Annotated in this window: 1 protein-coding gene; it reads right to left on the reverse strand. The window is 71.6% G+C overall.

Annotated elements, in window-relative coordinates; translation table 11 throughout:
* Positions 1–136: 136 nt before the first annotated feature.
* The coding region (locus FLQ44_RS23845) for an efflux RND transporter periplasmic adaptor subunit (protein WP_369126618.1) at positions 137–669 on the reverse strand (533 nt) is incomplete at its 5' end.

Genomic DNA, 669 nt, shown 5'->3' on the forward strand with positions numbered 1-669 from the left:
GTCGGGCACGGCGTCGATCGGCAGCTGGCGCAGGTTCCAGGCGCCGAAAGCGGCCAGCGCCAGCACCGCGGCCAACACGAGCCAGCGCTGCCGGATGGCGGCGTGGATCAGTGAATCCAGCATGGTCCGTGCTCCTTCAGTGGTCGTGGCCGGCGCCGGACTTCTCGATGTCCGCCTTGATCAGGAAGCTCTGCTCGACGACGACTTCGTCGCCCGCGTTCAAGCCGTCCAGCACCTCGACCCAGTCGCCGTCGCTGCGGCCGAGTTCGAGTGGGCGGATCTCGTAGTCCTCGCCAACGCGGAGGAAGGCCACCTGCCAGTCGCGGAAGCGCTGTACTGCGGACAGCGGCAGGCGCAGCGCCACCTCGTCGGCGCTGAGCTGCAGCGAAGCCTGGACGGCCATGCCCGGCCGCCACTGGCCATCATCGGCGGGCAGGACCACGCGCGCGATCAGGCCCTGGCTTGCCGCATCGGCCTGCGGCAGCAGCGCCTGCAGCTCGGCCTCGACTTCGCGGCCATCGATCAGGCGCTTCAGCCGCACCGGCGCGCCGGGCCCGAGCGCCAGCGCCTCCGCGCCGAACACCGGCAGGTCGACGACCATCGCCTCCAGCCGGCCGATCAGGAACAGCGGTGCGTCGCTGGCCATGCTGCCGAGCGTGGCCGCGCGCT

It is taken from the genome of Vogesella mureinivorans, assembly GCF_007644035.1.
Lineage (GTDB): Bacteria > Pseudomonadota > Gammaproteobacteria > Burkholderiales > Chromobacteriaceae > Vogesella > Vogesella mureinivorans.